The organism is Ferrimonas balearica DSM 9799, from assembly GCF_000148645.1.
Classification (GTDB): Bacteria; Pseudomonadota; Gammaproteobacteria; order Enterobacterales; family Shewanellaceae; genus Ferrimonas; species Ferrimonas balearica.
In genome coordinates, this window is the sequence record NC_014541.1 from 2,980,426 (window position 1) to 3,000,219 (window position 19,794).

General features: G+C 58.6%; 19 protein-coding genes, 1 tRNA gene and 1 other RNA gene. 13 read left to right on the top strand and 8 right to left on the bottom strand.

All coding sequences use genetic code 11. The features are described 5' to 3' along the window. Positions 1-30 precede the first annotated feature (30 nt). The 3 genes from flgA to FBAL_RS13720 all read left to right on the top strand — a co-directional run bounded on the left by flgA (position 31) and on the right by FBAL_RS13720 (position 1,556). Complete coding sequence (flgA, locus tag FBAL_RS13710; protein WP_013346176.1) at positions 31-735, top strand: flagellar basal body P-ring formation chaperone FlgA; 705 nt, start codon at positions 31-33, stop codon at positions 733-735. 76 nt (positions 736-811) lie between these two features. Then, positions 812-1,132, top strand: coding sequence for a flagellar biosynthesis anti-sigma factor FlgM (gene flgM, locus FBAL_RS13715; protein ID WP_013346177.1), 321 nt, complete (start codon positions 812-814; stop codon positions 1,130-1,132). Then, complete coding sequence (locus FBAL_RS13720; RefSeq protein WP_013346178.1) at positions 1,125-1,556, top strand: flagella synthesis protein FlgN; 432 nt, start codon at positions 1,125-1,127, stop codon at positions 1,554-1,556. Before flgM ends, FBAL_RS13720 begins: the two co-directional genes overlap by 8 nt. A 187-nt stretch (positions 1,557-1,743) precedes the next feature. Here FBAL_RS13720 and FBAL_RS13725 read toward each other — a convergent pair whose 3' ends face one another. Both FBAL_RS13725 and FBAL_RS13730 read right to left on the bottom strand, forming a co-directional pair. Next, positions 1,744-2,190: an LPP20 family lipoprotein gene (locus FBAL_RS13725; RefSeq protein ID WP_013346179.1), complete on the bottom strand. Its 447-nt coding sequence runs from the start codon at positions 2,188-2,190 to the stop codon at positions 1,744-1,746. Next, on the bottom strand, positions 2,187-2,825 hold the full coding sequence (locus tag FBAL_RS13730) for a FlgO family outer membrane protein (RefSeq protein WP_013346180.1): 639 nt from the start codon (positions 2,823-2,825) through the stop codon (positions 2,187-2,189). Before FBAL_RS13730 ends, FBAL_RS13725 begins: the two co-directional genes overlap by 4 nt. A gap of 113 nt (positions 2,826-2,938) precedes the next feature. On the opposite strand from FBAL_RS13730, the gene FBAL_RS13735 reads away from it, so the two are divergent. Then, the gene (locus tag FBAL_RS13735) at positions 2,939-4,057 is read left to right on the top strand and encodes a flagellar assembly protein T N-terminal domain-containing protein (RefSeq protein ID WP_013346181.1); all 1,119 of its coding nucleotides are present in this window, start codon (positions 2,939-2,941) and stop codon (positions 4,055-4,057) included. 75 nt (positions 4,058-4,132) lie between these two features. Then, positions 4,133-4,208: transfer RNA gene (locus FBAL_RS13740), tRNA-Arg, on the top strand. Between the two features lie 228 nt (positions 4,209-4,436). On the opposite strand, the gene ffs is transcribed toward FBAL_RS13740, so the two are convergent. Beyond that, positions 4,437-4,533, bottom strand: an RNA gene (gene ffs, locus FBAL_RS19975) — signal recognition particle sRNA small type. 393 nt (positions 4,534-4,926) lie between these two features. Here ffs and FBAL_RS20300 point away from each other — a divergent pair. Beyond that, positions 4,927-5,499: a hypothetical protein gene (locus FBAL_RS20300; RefSeq protein ID WP_013346182.1), complete on the top strand. Its 573-nt coding sequence runs from the start codon at positions 4,927-4,929 to the stop codon at positions 5,497-5,499. A gap of 1,167 nt (positions 5,500-6,666) precedes the next feature. On the opposite strand, the gene FBAL_RS19980 is transcribed toward FBAL_RS20300, so the two are convergent. Continuing rightward, positions 6,667-7,578 carry a hypothetical protein gene (locus FBAL_RS19980; protein WP_013346183.1) on the bottom strand — a complete coding sequence of 304 codons (912 nt, stop codon included), beginning with the start codon at positions 7,576-7,578 and terminating at the stop codon, positions 6,667-6,669. 588 nt (positions 7,579-8,166) lie between these two features. Here FBAL_RS19980 and FBAL_RS13745 point away from each other — a divergent pair. From FBAL_RS13745 to FBAL_RS13760, 5 genes are all read left to right on the top strand, one after another. Further along, the gene (locus tag FBAL_RS13745; protein WP_013346184.1) at positions 8,167-10,308 is read left to right on the top strand and encodes a methyl-accepting chemotaxis protein; all 2,142 of its coding nucleotides are present in this window, start codon (positions 8,167-8,169) and stop codon (positions 10,306-10,308) included. A gap of 348 nt (positions 10,309-10,656) precedes the next feature. Beyond that, positions 10,657-11,484 (top strand): hypothetical protein, encoded by an 828-nt coding sequence (locus FBAL_RS13750; protein WP_013346185.1) that lies wholly within the window; start codon positions 10,657-10,659, stop codon positions 11,482-11,484. Then, positions 11,481-11,570: a KTSC domain-containing protein gene (locus tag FBAL_RS20820; RefSeq protein ID WP_171814271.1), complete on the top strand. Its 90-nt coding sequence runs from the start codon at positions 11,481-11,483 to the stop codon at positions 11,568-11,570. The genes FBAL_RS13750 and FBAL_RS20820 overlap by 4 nt, the downstream gene beginning before the upstream one ends. A 185-nt stretch (positions 11,571-11,755) precedes the next feature. Continuing rightward, positions 11,756-12,253 carry an ankyrin repeat domain-containing protein gene (locus tag FBAL_RS13755; RefSeq protein ID WP_013346186.1) on the top strand — a complete coding sequence of 166 codons (498 nt, stop codon included), beginning with the start codon at positions 11,756-11,758 and terminating at the stop codon, positions 12,251-12,253. Positions 12,254-12,398: 145 nt separating this feature from the next. Further along, positions 12,399-12,959 (top strand): chalcone isomerase family protein, encoded by a 561-nt coding sequence (locus FBAL_RS13760; RefSeq protein ID WP_013346187.1) that lies wholly within the window; start codon positions 12,399-12,401, stop codon positions 12,957-12,959. Between the two features lie 60 nt (positions 12,960-13,019). Here FBAL_RS13760 and FBAL_RS19650 read toward each other — a convergent pair whose 3' ends face one another. Both FBAL_RS19650 and FBAL_RS13770 read right to left on the bottom strand, forming a co-directional pair. Then, positions 13,020-13,898, bottom strand: coding sequence for a DUF6268 family outer membrane beta-barrel protein (locus FBAL_RS19650; RefSeq protein WP_013346188.1), 879 nt, complete (start codon positions 13,896-13,898; stop codon positions 13,020-13,022). Between the two features lie 58 nt (positions 13,899-13,956). Further along, positions 13,957-14,571 carry a TetR/AcrR family transcriptional regulator gene (locus FBAL_RS13770; protein ID WP_013346189.1) on the bottom strand — a complete coding sequence of 205 codons (615 nt, stop codon included), beginning with the start codon at positions 14,569-14,571 and terminating at the stop codon, positions 13,957-13,959. A gap of 128 nt (positions 14,572-14,699) precedes the next feature. Between FBAL_RS13770 and FBAL_RS13775 the strand changes: the two genes are divergently transcribed. Beyond that, positions 14,700-15,749, top strand: coding sequence for an efflux RND transporter periplasmic adaptor subunit (locus FBAL_RS13775; protein WP_171814272.1), 1,050 nt, complete (start codon positions 14,700-14,702; stop codon positions 15,747-15,749). A gap of 3 nt (positions 15,750-15,752) precedes the next feature. Continuing rightward, the gene (locus FBAL_RS13780; protein WP_013346191.1) at positions 15,753-18,836 is read left to right on the top strand and encodes an efflux RND transporter permease subunit; all 3,084 of its coding nucleotides are present in this window, start codon (positions 15,753-15,755) and stop codon (positions 18,834-18,836) included. Positions 18,837-18,883: 47 nt separating this feature from the next. On the opposite strand, the gene FBAL_RS13785 is transcribed toward FBAL_RS13780, so the two are convergent. Both FBAL_RS13785 and FBAL_RS13790 read right to left on the bottom strand, forming a co-directional pair. Beyond that, on the bottom strand, positions 18,884-19,132 hold the full coding sequence (locus FBAL_RS13785; protein WP_013346192.1) for an HP1242/YdcH family protein: 249 nt from the start codon (positions 19,130-19,132) through the stop codon (positions 18,884-18,886). 81 nt (positions 19,133-19,213) lie between these two features. Then, positions 19,214-19,789 (bottom strand): hypothetical protein, encoded by a 576-nt coding sequence (locus tag FBAL_RS13790; RefSeq protein ID WP_013346193.1) that lies wholly within the window; start codon positions 19,787-19,789, stop codon positions 19,214-19,216. Positions 19,790-19,794 lie beyond the last annotated feature (5 nt).

Below are 19,794 nucleotides of genomic sequence, written 5' to 3' on the forward strand. Positions count from 1 at the left end.
GGCTCGATTATAGGATTAATGGATCGGCGAATGCGAACTTTCTCAAACGCTTACTCCCGGATTTTGGGGCTGGTATTTGTACTGTTTTGTACCAATGTGGCCTACGCCACCGAAACCCCACTGGAGACCATTCGCGCCACCGCTGCCGATTACGTCCAGGCCCACATCACTGTGCCGGACGGCGCCCGCGTCAGCGTTGAAGCCAATGAACTGGATAAGCGCCTCAAGTACCCACAGTGCCACAGCCCGCTGCTGGCCAGCGCGCCGGGCAACAACGGTTTTGGCCGCTACGTCACGGTAAAAATCAGCTGCCCCGATGACGACGGCTGGTCGCTCTATGTGCCGGTACAGACTCGCTTCGAATACCCGGTGGTGGTGGCCACCACCACCCTGAACGCCGACGCCATCCTTGAACCCCAACACCTTCGTGTTGAATACCGGGACGCTAACACTTTACGCGGCAAAACCGTCAGTGACCCGAGCCAACTGGTGGGCGCCAGACTGGTGCGCCGCATCGGCAATGGCCAGCCGGTCAGCAGCAACAACATCTGTCTGGTGTGCAGCGGCGATCTGGTCACCATCTACGCCCGCACCGGCGGCATCGAGATTAAAACCAGCGGCGAAGCCCGTGGCAGCGGCGCATTGGGCGACACCATCCGGGTGCAAAACAGCCGCTCACAACGTATTATTGATGCCCGAGTGGTCGGAATCGGCGAAGTCGAAGTGAGAATGTAATTTTCTCTAAAGCTTCACCGAATGCGGACGATAACCTCAGTAAGCAAAGACACCTTTTTTACGGAGCCGAGTCATTATGGCGATCGATCTCAGCAAATTGACCACCGGTGCAAACCGCCCCCTGCCCAGCCAGGCCCAGGCGAAACCGGCCGTCAGCAGCGACAACAGCCCGGCCCCTTCCTCACGTCCGGCTGGCGATGCCGTGGTGCTGACTGAGCAAGCCCAGCAGTTGACCCGTGCCGAAAGCAACCTGGCCAATGCCACCGGCATCGACCAGGGCAAGGTAGACAGCATCAAGCAAGCGATTGCGGAAGGCCGTTACCATGTGGACCCGGAGCGCCTGGCCCAGAACATCACCAAGTTCGAAAACGAACTGAACGGACTGCTGGATGACTGAATCCACCCTGTCTGAACTGCTTTCCCAACAGCTGGTCCGTCTGGACCAGCTGTTGGCGCTTCTGGAGCGGGAAACCGACGCGCTGGTGCAACGCGACGTTGACCAGATTGAAGCCCTGCTGAAAGAGAAGCTGGGCCTGCTGGACAGCATCGGCCAGGCCGACCTCCAGCTCAGCCGTCACCCCCATATCCAGCAAGCCAGTGAAGACCCCACCTGTGCCGCCACCCTGGCCCAGGCCCGCGAGCGTCTGGCCCAATGCCAGAGCCGCAACCAGCACAATCAGGAGCAGGCTGAACTGGTGGGCGCCAGCCTGACCCGCCTGCAACAGCTGCTGCAGCGCACCCGCCACGCCAGCGCCATGACCTACACCGGCGAAGGCCAGACCCACGTCGGCCAGCGCTTGGGCAAACGCATTCAGGTGTAATGCGTCGACAATCGCCCTGTGCGTTGAAATCCGCCCGGCCCTGCCGGGTTTTTTATGCCCGCCAACCCGCTTGGTAGCGTGGGCTTCAGCCCACGGTCTGGAGCGACTCCGGGCCTTACTCCCCTTGGGCTCGACGCCCACAAAAAAACCGGCTCATTGGCCGGTTTTTTGATGAGCATATCGGGGCTTAGTAATAGCTGACCGAACGCACCCGCTGGCGCGGCTGCTGCTGATACAGCTCCCACACCACTTTGTAGTCCAGCTCCAGCTCGGTAATGTAGCTGTCACCCACCGGGTAACTGCGCACCACCCGGGCACCGCGGATCACCCCATCCACCTGAGCCCGAAACTCATCACGGCGCAGCACCATCTCATCCATCTCGCTGACACCCTGGATGCGCTGGCCGTACACCTGCTCCGCCAGTTCACGGTAGGCGTCCAGCTTGGCCGCCCGCATCGCCCGGCGCATCTTCTCCTGCTCCGACTCGCCCAACTGGGCGGAGAGCGGCGCAATGCCGGTGGCGGTCAGTACCGGGAAAGACTCCGGCGCCACGGTTTCATACTCAACGTAGCGGTCATAGCCGGCGCAACCGGACAGCGCCGTCAGCAACAGCGCACAAGACAGAATTCTCATCGTTCCTCCAGCTCAACCACACCGCCGCGACCCGGCGCTGAGTGTCGATACAGGCCGCCCTGCTCCAGGCTGACCTGGCGGGCCGGGCCAAAATACTGCGGCAGCTGCTGCCACGGCACGCTGCTCTGTGAGGTGGACAGAATGCGCTTATTGGACACCGAGATAATGCGGCTTTGGATCTCCACCGCTTCCCGGTTGGTGGCGATGGTGGCCACCACCACCTGCTCCACCGGCAACTGGCTGGCCAGCTTCTCAAAATCGCGGCTGAGCAGCAGGTTGCCCCTTTCCGTCACCCGCACCGTATCGCTGCCGTTGAGATCCACCAGGTTCAGGCCCTGCTGGTGCAGCGCCGACGTTAAGGCTTCGCCCAACTGGCGGGCGAACTGGCTGGTCTGGTCAAACTGCTCCAGCATCACCGGGGTGGTCACCGCCGTCAGGGAGGTGGTGTCCAGATTGTCGTGATGACGCACCAGGTCACGGGCGATGGCTTCCGCCAGGACGTTCAATCCCCCCTGTGGCGGCAACGCCTTGCCGTCTTCCGCCACAACGTAGCCGTCGGGGGCGTCCGTTGGGCTGGCGCATCCGCTTAAGGCCAACAACACGGAAGCCGCCAGAAAGGGCGTCATTACTCGCATTAAACCATCTCCTGTCACTCGCATACCTTACTATCGACCCCCGCGCCGTAAGCTTTAGGCACAAGCTTTGCTTATAATCGGGCCACCCTCAATGCCAAGGTCAGTTGTTATCCATGAATCGGTTTTGCCTCGCCCTTTTTGCCCTGTTGCTGCTCACCCCTGCCACCGAGGCGGGTTACGTCGAGCTGAACGGCCAGGCCCAGATCATCAATGACGACATTGAGGATGCCCGTCGCCGCGCCATCGACCGCGCCCTCAGTCAGGCGGTAATGAATGCCGGTGCCCAGCTGGACTATCAACAGCACAGCCGCAACGGCGTACTGATGGATGAACAGCTGAGCATGGAGAGTCAGGCCACGGTGGAATCGATGGAGATCCTGTCTGAGCGCCGCAGCGGCAGCCAATACCACGTCGCCCTGCGGGTGCGTTTGGCCAGTGACACCCTCGGCGAGTGTCGCGGCCCGGCCGGGCGAGTATCGATTTCCGTGCCCCGCGCTCAGGTACGCTACCGCGAACAACTGGTGCCCGGCGGTTTGTATGAACTGGATGGCGCCTTCAGCCGGCTGGTCAGCAACACCCTCAATGGCGAAGGGCGCTACGCCTTCGGCAACGCCCGGGAAGACCTGCGCATCGACATGACCACCCATGACCGCCAGTGGGTGCACTCACTGGGCCAGCAGGACAGCAGCCAGTACGTGCTGGCGTTGGTGTTTGATGACCTGAGCGTCGAACGCCCCGACCGGGTGCTGGGCTACTGGGAGCGCGACGCCACCCGCCAACTGGCGCTGGAAGCGGTGCTGTACGACGCCTTCACCACCGAACGAGTATGGAGCCAGCGCTACCGCAGCCAGGGCGGCTGGCCCTACGAACGACAGGAGATGGCGGACACCGCCACCGAACGGTTCTGGAACAGCGACTTTGGCCAGGAGCTTCGCCGCATCGGCAACGACGTGGTGCAGGACCTCAACGCCACCCTCGCCTGCCAGCCACTCAAGGGCCGAATTGTTGAACTGCGCGGCAATGCCGCGGTGGTCGACCTTGGCCTGCGCCACGGCCTGCGCCCCGGCGACAAGCTGCAGATCCTGCCGCAGCAGGACAGCTGGGCCCAGCCCGGAAATCTGGTGCTGACTCTGGAACAGGTGGAACCGGAGCGGGCCCGCGCCCGGATGGATGGCGCCACCGCCCTGATGGGGGTACAGGTGGGCGACTGGGTTCAGCGCGCACCGCGATAGCACAAACTTTAGACAACTGATTTACGGGCCTTTTCAATCCCGCATCGAGCTGGATAGAATGGGCCTGCCTACCGCCTCCCCATAGCTCAACAGGATAGAGCAGCCGCCTCCTAAGCGGCCGATAGAGGTTCGAGTCCTCTTGGGGAGGCCAGCTTCCACTCGCGATATAAAAACGTCTTTCTCCCTATCAGCTTCGCCTAGTCTTTTTAGATGTGAAAAGCTGATGAGCCGGTCAGAGCCGACTACGAAACTGCTTGTATCGTTATTTGCACCCAAGGCACCCGCCTAAGCCCTCACTCTCATCGGAGTTTCTGCTTTGGCGCAGGATATAAGGTGGATTGAAGGCTCAAGTCCGAGCGGGGAAAGGAAAAGGGATGTGGCACCCCAGCCGCATCCCGGCACATGCGTCCACCGCCTTGGCTGCTCCCTTCCGGGCCTGACCAGGTCAACGATTTAGCATTGCGAGAGGACCGGAGGTCACACCGACCGACATGTTGCCGTGGAGACCTGATTAGTCCGAATTGTCGCTGCGAGTGTATCACCCTGAAGATCGACAAGGGAAGTCGTTAGCCTAGACCCCCAGCTAACGACTGCCTACCATTCACGATTACCTAAGGTAGGCACAATGTAAGTCTTTTAGTTTGTCCTCTTTCGCCCCAAAGCGGTCACCCGCGGCTTTGGTGAGGAAGACCGCGTTGTGCTCATGGCAGACAGTTGGCCCCTAGCGGTGAATGGCCGCTTTCGAGCACTTAACGACCGTTGGTAGGGGGCCTGGACTATTGGGAACGTGAACGTCGGCTATGTGCTATGAGCCGATCCATTCGGCAGAATAGACTACTATTTTACCATTATCTGGTGGTGAGGTTGCCATGGAAACTGAGATTTACCGATTAGAATCAGTCACTGTTCCTAATTCTCTGGAACATCGCCTAGTACATTGTACTCTCGGTGGGCAGACATTGCTTTCTTTGAGTGCCCCTCCAAGCAACAATGGCGGTGTTTTTTTAGCATGGCCAGTTAAAAACGCTCATGAGAGCGTGCGTTGCTATGTGTCAAACGTAATTCGTTTTCCGTTCCAAAGTGAGGATCAGGAGAATTGGTACAGAGTTTGGTACCAAGATGGCAAATATCTGGAAAAGCGTTACCGAAAATTTCATGAATGTATTGCGTGCTTGTTGAAAGAATCGATAAAAGCAGAAACCCGCTTGATACAAGCCTGCATTCGAGGTCGTTTTTTTGAGTATGCTTGGCGTACTGAGCAGCTAGGTAAGGGAACCTTGTTTCTGCCCGAGGCACAGCAAGCAGACAAATATTTTTATGACCACATGATAACGGGAACTCATGCATTCGCTATTCACAAGCATTTTTCGGTTGTAAATGCTGTTTGCAGCATGTACGCGCAAATCATGACCCCTACTACTCTCCAAGAAGGATACCTATGAGGTTTCAAAACAACTGCGGTACCCATCACCTCGAGTTGCAATCTCATCCAGACGCGTTGTGCGTTGGTGGAAAGGGTAAAATGACTCTAAGCTACTCGCACAGAGAATGGGATATGGTGATCTGCAAGCTCGACTCACCAGGGACCAACAATCCCAGTGTAGTAGAAAGCACCCTGACACAGTCAGAGATTTCGATTCCAGGAACCGGTATACCTACGGGGCATCCAAAGCTTGAGAGGAAAACATTGGACGTTGGGCAATGGCATGCCAAGGCAACTGGCAACGCTGTTTTACGAGTAAACGCGGCTATTGTGGATTCAATGTCAACATTGATTGATAGTGCTACGCTAGCTTCAAATTTGGTTACCGTCAATGAATCTAACTAACTCCCAGCTGGATGTCGCTTGGTTGTTTGTCATCTATGCAGTGCGGCTATATTTTTTGCTCGGTGTGTTCAGGCCACCAGAAGTTAATGACCTAATCCCTCGAGGCAGTATATTGCAGCATGCTAGGGACTACCATCGAGTTTTGGTAATGCGTGGGTATTTAGGATCAATTCCTGTTATCTACATGATGGAATTTCTTAGAACATTATCTAAGACCGCTTGCCCAACAGGAAAAGGCGTATTTATCGTGCTGGTTGGATTGTCCGTCATTACTTATCTTTGGTATAAGGCGTTAGAAAAAGTTAAATCTCGGCATCTCTCACAAGGGCCTGTAGCCCTAATTTCGATCCTTGTGGTACTTATAGTTGACCTCTCTTTATTCTGTAAGGGTGAGTTGATAGTAGAATACCTTTGCAATCCGCATTAGAATTAAATCCTAAAGTGTTTAGCCCCGTATTTGACAGACATCGAACGACCGCTTCAGCCCTTGAAACGGTCATAGAATGTTAGGGCGTGAGTGACTGGTATTGGCCGATAGCGCCCTCGTATATCTGGCTGATGAATGACCGCTTCTGGCTTCCAAAGGGACGTTGTTCTGGCCACACAATGACGTACACATCCCAAACGAAAAATGGCGCAAAAATCTGTGTGGACATTTAATCAACCGAGTTACGGAATTTCCCCCCCCTCCCTCCCCAAGGGCAGATTGCTACGTCTCACTTAGCAAAAAGGTTGCATATGGGGAAACTGCACAAAGGAGCTTTACGCAGTTTCACATCTCTTAGCGAAGCAGAGCCTCATATCGCTCAGGCAAAAGCGCGAACTCCCCCCAACCAGGGTTACGAATGCATAAACCGATACCATTTACTTCTACTACGCCATACACCAAAACTATTCGCTCTACAGAGCCATCGTCAATACCATGCTCGCGTGAACTCTGCGTTGTTGTCTTTATACAAAAATCAACATACTCACCGCTGTTGTTGCGAGGGTACTGAAACATTGTCTCGCCGTTTTGGTGTCTCGGGGGAAAAGTATAGGACCGCGCGACAGTTCCAAAATACAGGCGTGGCACAGCGCACGTTTCCCTTACTGTAGCGATATCAATAAGCAGATCTTTCAACTGTACCGCACTGTTCATGCCCGGCATGACATAGTACTTGTAGTAGTTACGGTCGAAGTTCCGGCATATTCCGCGTACCGTGGTAATTCGACTTGGTAAACGAAAAGACTCACCGTTGTGCCGCCCTATCGCAACCTCTGTCGTTTCCCCATGCTGGTCTTCAACATGAGGCCCATCATATACACGCTGCTCACCGGCTACTACCACAGGCCGGTCTGACAAAAACGAGCTGACGACCACTAACTCATCATCTTCAATTGCCTGCCTAGCCTGCTCTTCATTTAAGAACCTACGTCCCTCGGCCCTACGCACTCTCAGGCTGCATTCGGGTTGGTGTGCTCGACCATGTACATAGAATGCCCTTCGCCCACTAGCGTCGTACTCTCTATCGTGCGGGGAGCGGTACAGAGGAGCACAACATTCAGGGCAAAAAATATGCCCACGCATGTTCTGTGTATATTCTGTTGTGGCTACATGTTCAGCGGTCCTGCGCAGCAAGGCTTTACTGCCTGTTTCGTAATTCCACCCCATTAGAAATAGTGCCAACTTTGTGTCGTTATTATCGCTCACCAACTTCACTCCCTTCCAGTTAGAAAATCAGTTACAACTGGACACCATATGCCACTTCGCAAGGTATAAAGTCCAGCATTTCAGGCTTGTCTATGCCTCCACAACGATCCTTTCTCACGTCACTCCCAATGGCTGTCGCCTATATAATGGGTTAGTTACCAAAGCTCTATGGCTTGATTATCGTATGGCCCAAGTCGACTTGAGCAAGAATTCCGACAGCACCTGTAATCCATCGATTTAGGCGACAAATGAAAGATGACTGCTTTCCTTGGCTACACCCGTGTATCTACCAGGTCCTTAAATGGACATTCTTCTGATGCCCCCCAACCCCGCCCTAACACAGTTCCTCCGCCAAAACGGGTAAATTTCTTCACACCCAGAACACGAAGTAAGCAAACGGTATCCCATTTGTAAAAAGTTGGATTGTTTCCTTGCTCACTCCCGATACAGTGTACAGGCGGGTGGCCAGAGCGGTTCAGGCCACTTGCATGCGAATCACCATGGAAGCTGGGGCTGCGCTGGGTCCTGATGGCATTCACCGCTTCCGATTAGCCCGCTCGTTCACTGCAGTCAGGACATGGATAGGTTATGGGCTTCAAACAAACGTCACTCAAAGCAAAGATTCTGTTCGCTTTTCTGCTCTCCGGCCTGCTGCTGATTGCGGCGTTCAGTGTACGCCTCTACTTCGGCCTGAACACCCTGCAAGGCACCCTGGTGGAGCAAACTCAACGCACCTCCGAGCAGGAGGTACTGGCCCGCCTAAAGAGTGAAACCAACACCCTCAGTGAGCAGATTGGCCAAACCTTTGTTGGCCTGAAACGCCTGCCCCTGTCGCTGGCTTCCATCCTCTCCGGCAGCCTCAATGACGGCACCGCCCTCACTCGGGACCAGGTCAATGAGATGGTGGCCAGTGTGTTCGCCGGTAATACCGAGCTGAGCACCATCTACGTGCAGTTTGAGGCCAACGGCTTTGATGGCGCAGACCACAACTATGTCGGCGGTGAGTTCATCCACAGCGTGCCGGAGAACGGCGGGCTGGAGATCTACTACTTCCGCGAAGACGACGGCAGCATCGTGCAGGAGCAGGTGGAAGACCCCAGCGAAAAGTACGACAGCAGCCTCAACGACTCCGGCCAGCGTGAAGCGGAGTGGTACCTGTGCCCGCGGGACAGCGGCAAACTGTGTCTGCTTGAGCCCTACGCTTACGAGGTGGTCACCGGCAGCGGTGAGTATGAGTTGATGACCAGCCTGGTCACCCCGGTGATGGCCGGTGGCACCTTCCGTGGCGTGGTCGGCATTGACGTCAGCCTGCCCCAGTTGCAAAAAACCGTCTCCAACCTCAGCGCGTCCCTCTACGACGGCCAAAGCCGCATCAGCGTGCTGAGCAGCCAGGGCCTGCTGGTGGCCTCCACCCACTACGCTGACAAGCTGGCCAGCCCGCTGCAGGCGGCGCTGCCAGCGCTCGGAGACAAACTGCTGTCCCTGCACACCAGCGCTGAGCGGGTGTGGCTGCAAGATGGCATCTACTACCTCGGCTTCCCCATTGAGATTGCCGGCACCGACAGCCAATGGTCGGTGCTGGTGGAACTGCCGCAGTCGGTGGCACTGGCCAGCGCTGAATCACTGGCCAGCCACATCGATGAGAGTGTGCTGGACATCATGACTTCGATGCAGCTCACCGCGCTGGTGCTGGTGCTGCTGCTCTCCGCCAGCGTGGTACTGCTGGTGCGCTCCATCACCGCACCGCTTAAGCGCCTGCAGGACAATATCGACGAACTGGCCAGCAGCGAGGGCGACCTCACCCGCGAGGTGCACCTGGACACCCACGCTGAGCTGATCGCCCTCAGTGACGGGATGACCCGCTTCATCACCAAGCTGAAAAACCTGGTGATCGAAGCGAAGGGGATCGGCAACGCCGCCAGTGATAACGCCGCCAAGAGCAGTGACCTCAACAACCGCGCCCGCCAGGCCACGGAGCAACAGCAGCACGAGATTGAAGCGATCGTCACCGCCAGCCACCAGATGTCCACCACCGCCTCGGAGGTAGCGCAGCGTGCCGCCGCCGTGGCCGATCACATCCACGCGGCCAATGTGGAGGTCAACACCTCGCAGGGCTACCTGACCGAATCACTGGAGGTGGTTGAGGGGCTGACCCGGGACATGACCCAGGCCAGCGACTCCATCTCCGAGGTGGTGGCCCACACCAGCGACATCAACCGCATTCTGGATGTGATTCGCGCCATCGCTGAGCAAACCAACCTGCTGGCACTCAACGCCGCCATTGAAGCCGCCCGCGCCGGTGAGCAGGGCCGCGGCTTTGCCGTGGTGGCGGATGAGGTGCGCTCACTGGCGTCGAAAACCCAGGTCAGTACCGAGGAGATCCACGCCATGATCGAGGGGCTGACCTCCGTGGTCGACAAGGCGGTGACCGTGATTGAAGCGGGCAGCGGCAAAGCGAAGCAGGCCCAGACCCACACCCAGAGCAGCCACCAGGCGCTGACCTCGGTATCCGAAGGGTTCAGCTCCATCACTGACCACATCGCCCAGGTGGCCACCGCCGCCGAGGAACAGAACGTGGTGACCGATGAGATCAGCCAAAACCTCACCGCCATCAGCGATGCCGCTCAGTCCCTGGCGGAGCTGACCGCGCAGAACCACCACTTCAGTGACGAGCTCCAGACTCAGATGGATCTGCTTATCCATAAGCTCAGCAGCCTCAAAACCGGCTGAGCTTGCTGAGTCCCCCTCAAGAAAAGCGACCCGCCCTCACCGGCGGGTCGTTTTTATGTTCGGCATGGCGATGTTGTCCCGGATTCGTTTTCCCGGGATCAAGCACCAGATACCCCAAACGCCATTCTTGCCCGGGATATCAATCCTGACTCAAAAATAACGGCCTGCCGTCTCAGCAGAAACTCAACAAATTAATACCGACCCAAAATCAATAATTTTAAATAAGGATTCAGTTGAGAACTTAAAAACAAAACGTCTCTATAGTTGACGTTGAGCATCGGTCCAGTACGGAATAACACACCGGACTTTAAATTAAATAATGCTCAATTACATAAATAGGAGATGATTATGTTAAGAGTTCCCATATTACTCATCACCCTGTCGATGTCGTTACCCTCTGCGGCACTGGACTTTGAGGAGTATCAAGCCTATGAGCCGGAACAGCGATATTATCGGGGCCAGGTGGTCAGCCAGCACAGTCACCTTTGGGTTTCCCGATTTCCTTCTCGCAGTAAAGAACCCAAAAATTATCCGTTCCGTTGGGGCAAGGTTAAAATAGAGGACACTCAGGATTGGCGGCGCAATCGGTTTTACCCCATCGGTTCGGTCGTCCAGTTTGACGGGCTCTACTACTTCGCAAAAACCCTCACGCTGTTCCGTCCCAACTCCTATTTCGGCCGTCGGCATTGGGAAAAATTCACTCACCCGGCAATCGGCTACGACCTTCCGGTCATCGACAGAGAAGAGGCCCGCCAGGACCTTGAGGGTATAGACCGCAACCGGAACGGGTTGAGGGATGACTATGAAGTCTATGTGATCATGAACCACCCAAGTCAGGAGATGAAAGACCTTGGTTTTGAAGCAGGAAGACTTTATACGGAGGTAATGTCACTGATTGACAAGGAGTTATATGAAATCAGTTATGCCAGCGCCGAAAGCATGATGAACAGAATGTTGGATATGGATGCTTGTATCAGGTTGAAAGTCCGCGCAGGACAATCTAAGCATGGATTTCATTCCGCGTTCTACAACACGAAAGACAGAATTCTATCCGACTTCCGATCCCAATATAAACTTCACGATATTCTTGGTGATAACTTCTGGGCTACCGTCTCCGACACGCCTTGTGAGGAGTTCAGCTATGCCGTGAGGAAGTCATCATCAGAGCGTCCGTGATCAACGGATTTACCGAAGCCGAATCTCATGGTCGCTTCTTCAACAGCGAGATTCGGGACGTCTATCCCTTCGAACGCATAGAGTAACTCCCCCCACACGGCGGAAGGGCCTCACCTCAGCGCCCTGCCATTTGTTACGCCGTCACTCCACATTTATTACATTTGGCATACACATCAGGCATCCTATTCCTTATATTCGAATCCGATAATAAATCCCTAATGCCAGTTTGTGCTGTTGCCAGCCCAGCTAACCAGTCTCGGAGTCACCTGCTTTGAATGTCCGCCTGCCCCTGCTTTTTCTGCCCTGTGTTTTTGTCTGCCTGCTGGCAGGCTGCCAGCTCATCCCCAGTGCGTCCGGGGACGATGAGCCGATCTGGATGGCGATGGCCCGGGCCGGGCATGTGACTTCTGTGCGCCATTACGCTGATCGGGTGAATCAGCCCCTGCCCGGCGGTCAGTACCCTTTGGCCGTCGCCTATCAGGAGCGCCACCGGCTGGCCTTTGCCACCCTGCTCAAAGCCGGGGCAACCCCGGACACCATTGAAATTGACGGCCAGTCCCTGTTCTGCGCGGCCGCCGCCGACTTTGACCCCTTCTATCTGAACGCGCTGCTGACTCACCAGCCCGACCCCGCATGGCCTGAACCCTACATGGGGTATCCCGAAAGCACCGTGGGGTGTGCTGAGCAGGCGGGGCGCACGCAAAATGCGCTGCAGCTGATAAATGCACAGCATCGATACCAGCGGCTTCATCCCGTTGCCGTGAACTGACGCTTCTCGTCCGCGCACCGGTTTTCTCCAGCGAATTAACAGATTATCTACGCACGTTCGCCACTGGTCGGCGCTGTTTCGCCTTGTGAGGGGGTGGGGCCCATGCTATCAATACGCCACTTTTTTCCGGCATGTTGTAGCGCTAATGAAACACCTGATCGCCCTGCTGGCACTGACCCTGTCCGTGCTCACTCCCGCCCACGCCACCGAAGTCGCTGGCGTCAAACTGGACCCCAGCCTGACCATCCAGGGTGAGTCCCTGAACTACTACGGCGCGGGCATCCGCTCCAAGTACTTTATGAAACTGTACGTGGGCTCTCTCTATGCCCAGCAGGCGGGCCTGGACGCTGACGGCATTCTGGCCAGCGACAAGATCACCGCAGTCCGTCTGAACATCCTCTCCGGCATGATCACCTCTGAGCGCATGATCGACACCATCGAAGAGGGCTTCGACACCGCCACTGACGGCAACGTGGCCCCGCTGCGTGAGCGTCTGGATCGCTTTATGGCGGTATTCGATGCACCGGTAGAGGTGGGCGACCAGTTCACCATGGTTTCCATCCCCGGTGTGGGCCTGGAAGCCTACAAGAATGGTCAGTTGCTGACTCTGGTGGAAGGCGATGACTTCCGCCACGCCCTGTTTGCCATCTGGCTGGGCAACAAGCCGGCGGACAAGAAACTGAAAGCGGCCATGCTGGGCGAGTAAGCCCCACACGGCAACACAAAACGGCGCCCTTGGGCGCCGTTTTCGATGGTAGGGTCTGCGTCAGAACTTCCAGCTGACGTTGACGCCAAAGCCCATCCTGCCATCCAGGTCCTGACTCTGCTCACGCAGGCCATCCCCCTCCCACTTCATCTCCCCTTCGGCGCGGTAACCCAGCGCGGCGGTGACGTTCCAGGTATCGCTGGGGAAGTAGCTCAGACGGCCGAAGAACAGCGGCTCCTCAAACTCCACCGCCCCCTGCTCCGCCGCAAAACGGTCACTGCGGTAGGCGCCACCGACCCCCAGTTCAAAGTGGGGATTCCAGCGGTAGCTCAGCTCCAAGCCGGCGCGCCCGGCGAAGCCGGGGTCAAAGGGGTTATCCAGTTTGAGCTTGTCGGTGATCTGCCACTTCACCAGCAGAATGGGGAAGCTTTTGGTCTCTTTCACGTCATTCAGGTAGGAGAGGCCCAAACCCAGTTGCAGGTCCTCGTTAACCCGGTACATCCCGCCCGCCAGCACACCGTAGCTGAAACCGTCGGAGAGGCTGGCGTCCTCGGCTGCAGCCCACTGGAAACGGGGCGCCACAATCACCTGCCACTCTTTATTGAGCAGGTAGATGCCATTAAAACCCAGCCCGATTCTGTCGCGGTGATCAAAACGTGCCAGCGTGCCATCAAACAAAGTGCGGGCATCAAAGTCGGTGTAACGGCGGTTCACACTGGCACTGGCACCCACAATCCACTTTGGACCAAGACGGGTGCTGTAACCCAGCTCTGCGCCAAAGGCCGAGTCCTTAAAGCCGCCATCTTCAGCCAGGTCGGTGTCCGTCATCTGGATGCCGTACAGGTTCAATTTCCAGGGCGAGGGTGCCCCTTGTGGACGGGCCAAAGCCGGGGTAGCGGCCAGCGCCAGCAGAGACAGGGAGATAAGGGGTAACTTCATGGATTCGTCCTTGAACATCAAAGGTTTGCTTTGATACGAGTCAGTCTTCGGTTTGCGATCACTGTTGCCAGCCGTAACCGCGCAGAAAATGTTCCACAGTTTGTATGACGCGCTGATGTCGCTGGGCGGCGCTCTCCTCAATGGTGAGCCCGAGGGACTTGCGCATGTTCACCATGCCACGGCTCATCAGCAGCAGGTGTTCCGCCGCCAGCACAGGGTCATCAATCTTGAGCAAACCGTTGTCAGACAGCGTGGCAAGGTACTCCGCCACCGCCCCAATCACCTTGGCCGGGCCCGCTTCGAAGTAGCGCTCTGACAGCTCCGGGTGGGTCTCCGCCTGACTGATACAAAGACGATAAACATACACCGCTTCATCGCTGTTGATCATCTCAACAAAGCGCGCCGTAAAGTCCAGCAGCACCTGGCGCGGGTCATCCCCGGACAGGGCAGTCGGCAGCAGTTCGTTGGTGATGCACTTCTGCTCAACGCAGTGGGTAAACAACTCATCCTTACTGCCAAAGTGGGCGTAAACGGTTTGCTTGGACACCCCAGCCTGTTGCGCCACTTCGTCCATGCTGGTGGTGATAAACCCCTGTTGGACAAAGAGTTGCCCAGCAGCCTCAAGGATTTGCCGGCGCTTCTTCTCGCTTCGTGCTGTTAAATTTTGGGTCATTCCCCACCCATCTTGTTAATGGATTTATCAATCAAACTGGACAGTCTAGTTTGGCGTAACTAGACTGGACAGTGCAGTTTAATTATGGACCGATTGTTACCGTCATGGCCAGATCCCTCACTGTTTTGATGTTGTTGGTGTTAACCGGCTGCCAGCCAGCCGAAACCGCCAGCAGCCCCGACAAAGCCCCCTACCCCGTCGTCACCGAAGCGTTGCACACGCAGCCGGACTACCCCATCAGCCACCGCTTTGTCGGTCGCCTTTACTCCTCCACCACCAGCCAGGTGGGATTCGAGTTAGCCGGTGTAGTCGACGCCATTTCCGTGGACACCGGTGAACTGGTCAAACAGGGGCAGGAGCTGGCCAGACTGGACGATGCCCTGCTGCGCTCCGAAGCGGAGCAGCTGACCGCCAACCTGGCGCAGATTGAAGCGCAACAGTCGCTGGTGGACACCACACTGCAACGCCAACGCACGCTGGAGTCCCAGGGCTACCAGTCGCAGCAGCAGATTGATGAGCTGCTCAGCCAACAGAATGAACTGGCGGCGCTGGCCCAGCAGCTGCAGGCCAGCCTCAGTGCCAACACCATCCGCCGCCAGAAGAGCAAACTGACCGCGCCGTTTGACGGCATCGTCTCCCAACGCCAACTGGCACCCGGCCAGGTGGTTTCCCCCGGCCAACCGGTGCTGACTCTGGTGCCCGATGCGCAGGGCGAAGCCCGAATCGGCGTGCCGGTGCGGCTGCTGTCGCGGCTTGAGGGTCAACCGCAATTCACCATCGAGGTGCAGGGCCAGCCGCAACAGGCCACTTTGGTGGGCCGCAGCGCGGAGGTGAACCCGGTCACCCGCACGGTGGAGCTGCGCTTTGCCCTGCCGCCGATGGACAATCTGGTGAACGGCGATCTGGTCTACCTGCAGGTTGAGGAGCGGGTGGCCCAGCCTGCCGCCAAGGTGCCGGTCAGCGCCCTGACCAGCGGCCTGCGCGGGCGCTGGAACCTGATGGTGGCGGCCCCGGCCGACGGCGGTTACGTGCTGGAACGCCGCGACGTCACCATTCTCCACAGCGACGACCAATACGCCTTTGTCAGCGGCGCCATCGCCGATAACGAGCAGGTGGTGGTGATGGGTCTGCAGTCGCTGGTTTCCGGGCAGGCGGTTACGCCCGGCGCCAAGGAGTAAGCCATGGTTCACGCACTGGTACGCAATCCGCGCCTTATCCTGCTGTTGATTGCGCTGATTCTGGTGGTGGGTTTTGGTGCCCTCAGCCAACTGGCGCGCACCGAAGATCCCCACATCACCAACCGCTTTGCCGCGGTGATCACCGCCTATCCCGGCGCCTCGGCAGAACGGGTGGAGCTGCTGGTGACGGAGGTGCTGGAATCGCGCCTGCGTCAGCTCGATGAGCTGGCACTGATCACCTCCAACTCCCGGCCGGGCATCTCCGCCATCACCCTCGAACTGAAAGACAACGTATTTGAAACTGACCCGGTCTGGTCCCGCGCCCGTGACCTGCTGGCCGACGCCGTGACCGACCTGCCCGCCGGCACCGGTCGCCCGGCGCTGGATGACCAGCTGGGCTACGCCTTTACCCGCATCTTCTCGCTGCGCTGGCAGGGTCCGGGGCAGCCGGATCTCACCGCTCTGGGCCGCTACGGCGAAGCGCTGGCCAACCGCCTGAGGGTGTTGCCGGGCACTGACTTTGTGAAGGTGCAGGGCCGCCCCCAGGAGGAGATCCTGGTGCGGGTGGACGACAACCAGATGCAGGCCCTGGGGCTGACCACCGACCGCCTGGCCCAGCGCATCGCCGCCGCCGACGCCAAGGGCTCCGCCGGAACACTGGAAAGCCCCACGGTGCGGGCTCAGGTGGAGGTGGCCGGTGAGCTGGACTCGCTCAACCGCATCCGCCAGATCCCACTGAGACTGGGGGATGATCTGGCCGGTGTGCGGGTTGGTGACATCGCCACGGTCGAGCGCAGCCAGCTTGAGCCGGGGGAGGACCGCGCCATCGTGCAGGGGGAACCTGCGGTACTGGTGGCGGTACGGATGCTGCCGGATGTGCGGGTTGACCGCTGGGACGATCAGGTGGAACGCCAACTGGCCGCGCTGCAGACCCAACTGCCCAGTAATATCCGCCTCGAAACCCTGTTCTCGCAACGGGACTACACTGAAACCCGACTGTCGGAACTGCTGGTCAATTTGGGCCAGGGCTTTGCCCTGATCCTGCTGGTGCTGCTGGTGACCCTGGGGCTGCGCTCCGCCCTGCTGGTGGCCACCGCGCTGCCGCTGACCGCGCTGATCACCCTCGCTTGCATGCAGTTTTACGGCCTGCCCATCCACCAGATGTCGGTCACCGGATTGGTGGTGGCGCTCGGCATCATGGTGGATAACGCCATCGTGATTGTGGACGCGATTGCCCAGCGCCGGGGCCAGGGCCTCGGCCCGGTGGAGGCGGTACGACAAACCCTGCGTCACTTCTGGCTGCCACTGCTGGCCTCCACCCTCACCACCGTGCTGGCGTTTGCCCCCATCTGGCTGATGCCCGGCCCCGCCGGTGAGTTTGTCGGTGGCATCGCGCTGTCAGTCAGCTTTGCGCTGCTTACCTCCTACGTGCTGTCCCACACCCTGATTGCCGGCCTTGGTGGCCGCTTTATTCCGCCCCGCCATGACGGCAGCTGGTGGCAGCAGGGGCTGACCATCGCGCCGCTGGCCAAAGCGCTGGAGCGTTCACTGGCGATTGCGCTGAAACGTCCGCTGCTGGCCGTGGTGGCGATGACCGTGCTGCCGCTGACCGGCTTCTTCGCCGCCGGCCTGATGACCGAACAGTTCTTCCCGCCCTCTGACCGAGACATGTTCCAGATCGAGGTGCGCCTGGGTGAAGCCGCCAGCCTGCCCGCCACCCGGGCCCGGGTGGCGGAGCTGGACGCCTATCTGCGCCAGCAGCCGGGCATCACCCAAACCGCCTGGAGCATCGGCCGCAATGCGCCGTCGTTCTACTACAACCTGCTGCAACGGGAGCAGGGGGTACCCCAGTACGCCCAGGGGATGATCACCACCGACAGCTTCCAGCGCGCCAACCGCCTGATTGAGTCGCTGCAGGGGGACCTGGATCGACGCTACCCGGACCTGCAGATCCTGGTGCGCAAACTGGAGCAGGGCCCGCCCTTCAACGCGCCGGTGGAGTTTCGGGTGTTCGGCCCCGACCTCGCAGAGCTGGACCGCATCGGCGAACGGCTTCGCGGCATCCTTCAGCAGCAGCCCGAAGTCACCCACACCCGCGCCGCGCTCTCCAGTGGCCTGCCCCGGGTGAAGCTGGTGCTGGATGAACCCGCGGTCAGCGCCGCCGGGCTGACCCTGGCGGACGTCACCGCTCAGATCCGGGGCAGCCTTGATGGCAGCCTTGGCGGCACCATTCAGGAGGGGCCGGAAACCCTGCCGGTTCGGGTCCGCCTCAACTCCAATGTGCGCCAGCAAAGCGGGGATCTCGGTAACCTCCAGCTCACCACCGCCGATGGCCAGATCCTGCCCCTGTCGGCACTGGGCGAGCGCACTGTAGTCGCCAGCCGCAGCCAGATCCCCCACCGCAATGGCGAGCGCATCAACACCATCGAGGCGTTCCTGATTGCTGGCGTGCTGCCCGCTCAGGTGCTGGAACAAACCCTGCAGCAGATTGAGGCTGAGGGGCTGGCCCTGCCCCAGGGCTACCGCATCGAAGTGGGGGGCGAAAGCGCTGAGCGCAACGAGGCGGTGGGCCAGCTGATGTCCAACGTCGCCATCATCACCGTGGTGCTGGTGGCCATCGTGGTGCTCTCCTTTAACTCCTTCCGCCTGACCGCCGTGATCCTGGCCAGCGCCTTCCAGTCTGTGGGGCTGGGGCTGCTGTCGGTCTACCTGGCCGGTTACGCCTTTGGCTTTAACGTCATCATCGCCCTGATGGGGCTGATGGGGCTGGCGATCAACGCCGCCATTGTGATTCTGGCTGAGCTGGAAGACTCCCCCGCCGCCAAGGGCGGGGATGTGGGTGCGATGATTCAGGCCGTCACCAGCTGTGGCCGCCATATCGGCTCCACCACCATCACCACCATCGGGGGCTTTATGCCGCTGATCCTGGCCGGTGGCGGATTCTGGCCCCCCTTTGCCATCGCCATCGCCGGGGGCACCGCACTGACCACCCTGCTCTCCTTTATCTTCGTACCGGCCGCCTACCGGCTGGTGCGGCAGTGGCGCAATCCGGTCAGCCGACCGGAACCGGTCGCCATCGCTGCCTGAGCACAAAAAAACGGGCCATTCGGCCCGTTTTCTTTGCTTGCCCTGATTCAGCCACCGTGGCCGTTCAACAAGCGCTTGTGCAGCTCATCCTTTAACGCCACCCGACGCGACTTCAGCGCCACAAAGTTCTCATCAGTGGTGGGCACCGCATTGACCTCCAGACCGCGGATTTTATGGTCAAGCTCATGGTACTCCTTGGCCAGCTGAGCAAACGCTTCATCGGTCTCTTTCAGGTGATGAATGACATCCCGGTACTCCGGAAAGTCGAAGATCAGAGCATGGTTCTCCCCAAGCATGGCACGGCTCCTCAAGCTATTGTCATTCTGCTAAACATAGCCAAGACGGTCTCAGCGCGCCTTGTTGTTGAGCCAACCGTCTTACTTCACCGGGCTTTTCGCGGCCAGCGCCGCTTCAATGGCCGCCAGTTCGTCCGCGCTGAATTCGCCGTGCTCAATCATCGACGTGATGGCCTTGGCCGTGGCGGCGCGTTGCTCAATGAAGATTTTGGGCAGCACCACCTCCGCCATGTGCTTTTCCATCCGCGCGGCTTCCTCCTGCAGGCGAACCCCTTGTTCGGCCAGGCGCTGATGCATCTCGGCGATCTCCAGCTCCATCTCGCCATCCTCTAATATCAGCTCGATATTGGGCACCCGAATCACCTTAACCCCGGCTTCATTGTGCAGGGCCAGGGTCAGCGGCCCCTCACCGTTCAGTACCGACTCAATCATCGAGCGCCAACGCTCGGCATTCGGGTCATCACCCAGTGCCGCATCCAGCGCATCCCAGTCCGGGTTGGCGGGATCCAGCTCCAGCGTGACGCGCTCCTCATCGCGCTCCACCTCCACCGATACCGGCCCCTCGGCAGCGCGTTCAATCCGGATGCTGTTGGCCAGCACCCCGGTAGACACCAGGCCCAGTAATGCCACTACCATCCAGCGAGTCAGTCGTTTCATTGGTC